The sequence below is a fragment of the Rhodanobacter sp. FW104-R8 genome (assembly GCF_001617365.1).
In the GTDB taxonomy this organism is placed as follows: Bacteria; Pseudomonadota; Gammaproteobacteria; order Xanthomonadales; family Rhodanobacteraceae; genus Rhodanobacter.
The window spans coordinates 1-2,811 of the sequence record NZ_LVJR01000056.1 but is presented as its reverse complement, the minus strand read 5'-3'; the positions used below and the strand labels follow the sequence as shown (position 1 = coordinate 2,811).

Below are 2,811 nucleotides of genomic sequence, written 5' to 3'. Positions count from 1 at the left end.
GAAGATGGTGGTGAGCCTGATCCACCCGATCGCGATGGACGAGGGCCTGCGTTTCGCGATCCGCGAAGGCGGCCGCACCGTCGGCGCCGGCGTGGTGGCCAAGGTCATCAAGTAAGCTGCTTCTGCGAGAAGTCCGGCAGGATGCCGGTCCGATCTTTGCCATCAGGGAGGATGGCTGAAATAAATTGCGAGAAGTCCGGCATGGATGCCGGGTTGATCCTTGCCATCATGGAGGATGGCTGAAGTAAAGTTCACGGGGCGAGCGGATTCAAGCCGCTCGTCGTCGTGTTTGAAGTTCAAGCCATGTACGCCAGTAGCTCAATTGGCAGAGCAGCGGTCTCCAAAACCGCAGGTTGGGGGTTCGAGTCCCTCCTGGCGTGCCACTTCCCCGAGGATCGAGACGGGTGGCGGTGGCAAGGCCGGCCGTGAGAGGCAGGCGTGCTGCTGGTACCTGGTCACTAGTGCATGAATACCAAGGCAGAACAGCCCAAGGGCACGAACGCCGCCGACATCGGCAAGCTGGTACTGGCGGGGCTGGTGCTGGCTGCCGGTATCTTTGCCTATTCCTGGTTCGGCCGGGATGGCAGCATTTCCTCGTCGGTGCGCCTGCTGGGCGTGCTGGCCGCGCTGGTGGTCGCGCTGGCGATCGCCACGTTCACCGCGCTGGGTCGGCGGGTGCGGAACTTCATCGCCGAGTCGCAGTTCGAAATGCGCAAGGTGGTCTGGCCGACCCGCGACGAGACGATCAAGACGACCGGCATCATCATCCTGGTGGTGATCGTGCTGTCGCTGTTGTTGGGTCTTATCGACCTGATCCTGAAGTCGGTCATTCTCGACTGGCTGCTGAAGCTGGGTGGCTGAGGTGAGCATGAGCAAGCGCTGGTACGTGGTGCACGCCTATTCGGGCTTCGAGAACCAGGTGAAGCGCTCCCTCGAGGAGCGCATCAAGCGCGCCTCGATGGAGGAAAAGTTCGGCGAAGTGCTGGTGCCGACCGAGGAAGTGATCGAGATGCGTGGCGGCCAGAAGCGCCGCAGCGATCGCAAGTTCTTCCCGGGCTACGTGCTGGTGCAGATCGAGACGGGCACCGAAGGCAAGGCGCTGCGGATCGACGACGAGTGCTGGCATCTGATCAAGGAAACCCCGAAGGTGATGGGTTTCATCGGCGGTACCGCCGACCGCCCGCTGCCGATCAAGGACAGCGAGGCCGACGCCATCCTCAGTCGCGTGCGCGAAGGCGTCGAGAAGCCCAAGCCCAAGGTGCTGTTCGAGCCGGGCGAGATGGTGCGCGTCACCGAAGGCCCGTTCAACGATTTCAACGGCGTGGTCGAGGAAGTCAACTACGAAAAGAGCCGCCTGCGCGTGGCGGTGCTGATCTTCGGTCGCTCGACCCCGGTCGAGCTGGAGTTCGGCCAGGTCGAGAAGGCCTGAGTCGGCCGGGGCGGCCCGGTCACCCGGTTCAGCAGGCCTTGGCACGGGGCTTGCTGATAAGCCGGCAAATCTCTATACTGCGCGGTTCACGCTGGGTCTTTTTCGATCCGGCGTGCCCGCGTTTCGGATCCGCAGGACGCGGATCTTCCTTCCATCCAGGGACCGGTGAACAGCGAGGAGCCGCAAGGCGTCCGGACTCGCGAGGAAAATCCAATGGCAAAGAAAGTCGTCGGTTACATCAAGCTGCAGGTCAAGGCCGGCCAGGCCAACCCGTCGCCGCCGGTGGGTCCCGCCCTCGGCCAGCGCGGCCTGAACATCATGGAGTTCTGCAAGGCGTTCAATGCCGCCACGCAGAAGATGGAGCCGGGTCTGCCGATCCCGACCATCATCACGGCGTACTCCGACCGCAGCTTCACCTTCATCACCAAGACCCCGCCCGCCACGATCCTTCTGAAGAAGGCCACCGGCGTCGGCAAGGGTTCGTCGAAGCCGAACACCGACAAGGTCGGCAAGGTCACCCGCAAGCAGCTGGAAGATATTGCGAAGCAGAAGGAGCCGGACCTGACGGCTGCCGACCTCGACGCCGCGGTGCGCACCATTGCCGGTAGCGCCCGCAGCATGGGCCTGACGGTGGAGGGCTAAGACATGGCAAAGATCACGAAGCGTATGAAGGCCGCCCAGGCCGCGGTGCAGCCGGGCAAGTTCTATGCCTTGGACGAGGCCCTGAAGATCGTCAAGGCCAACGCCAAGGCGAAGTTCGCCGAGTCGGTGGACGTGGCCGTGCGTCTGGGCATCGACGCGAAGAAGTCGGACCAGGGCGTGCGCGGCTCCTCGCTGCTGCCGCACGGCACCGGCAAGACCGTCAAGGTCGCCGTGTTCTGCCCGCCGGGCGAGAAGGCCGAGGCCGCCAAGGCCGCCGGCGCCGATGCCGTCGGCATGGACGACCTGGCCGAGCGCATGCAGGGTGGTGAACTGGACTTCGGTCGGGTGATCGCCACGCCGGACGCGATGCGCGTGGTCGGCAAGCTGGGCCAACTGCTCGGCCCGCGCGGCCTGATGCCGAACCCGAAGGACGGCTCGGTCACCGCCGACGTCGCCACCGCGGTGAAGAACGCCAAGGCCGGCCAGGTGAAGTTCCGCAACGACAAGGCGGGCATCATCCACGCCACCATCGGCAAGGCGAACTTCGAGGCCGAGCAGCTCGCGGACAACCTCAACGCGCTGATCGCCGACCTGCTGAAGGCCAAGCCGTCCACCGCGAAGGGCCAGTTCCTGCAGAAGGTGGCGCTGTCCAGCACCATGGGCGTCGGCGTGGCCGTCGACACCTCGTCGCTGGCTTTGGCCGCCAAGTAAGTATCAAGTCCCGCATCGGCGGTTGCCGG

At 64.6% G+C, this 2,811-nt stretch carries 4 protein-coding genes, 1 tRNA gene and 1 pseudogene; all 6 read left to right on the top strand.

The genetic code is table 11. From position 1 onward, the window contains the following. Positions 1–115 (top strand): annotated as a pseudogene (locus RHOFW104R8_RS16980) (elongation factor Tu); the annotation flags it as partial. Between the two features lie 192 nt (positions 116–307). Next, a tRNA-Trp gene (locus RHOFW104R8_RS10985) sits at positions 308–383 on the top strand. 82 nt (positions 384–465) lie between these two features. Then, on the top strand, positions 466–861 hold the full coding sequence (gene secE / locus RHOFW104R8_RS10980) for a preprotein translocase subunit SecE (RefSeq protein ID WP_068095054.1): 396 nt from the start codon (positions 466–468) through the stop codon (positions 859–861). Positions 862–868: 7 nt separating this feature from the next. Continuing rightward, positions 869–1,429 (top strand): transcription termination/antitermination protein NusG, encoded by a 561-nt coding sequence (gene nusG, locus RHOFW104R8_RS10975; RefSeq protein WP_068095080.1) that lies wholly within the window; start codon positions 869–871, stop codon positions 1,427–1,429. 213 nt (positions 1,430–1,642) lie between these two features. After that, a complete protein-coding gene (gene rplK / locus RHOFW104R8_RS10970; RefSeq protein ID WP_068095058.1) occupies positions 1,643–2,071 on the top strand; it encodes a 50S ribosomal protein L11 in 429 nt (142 codons plus the stop codon). A 3-nt stretch (positions 2,072–2,074) separates the two neighbouring features. Beyond that, the gene (gene rplA, locus RHOFW104R8_RS10965; protein ID WP_068095061.1) at positions 2,075–2,782 is read left to right on the top strand and encodes a 50S ribosomal protein L1; all 708 of its coding nucleotides are present in this window, start codon (positions 2,075–2,077) and stop codon (positions 2,780–2,782) included. The last annotated feature ends 29 nt before the right edge of the window (positions 2,783–2,811 follow it).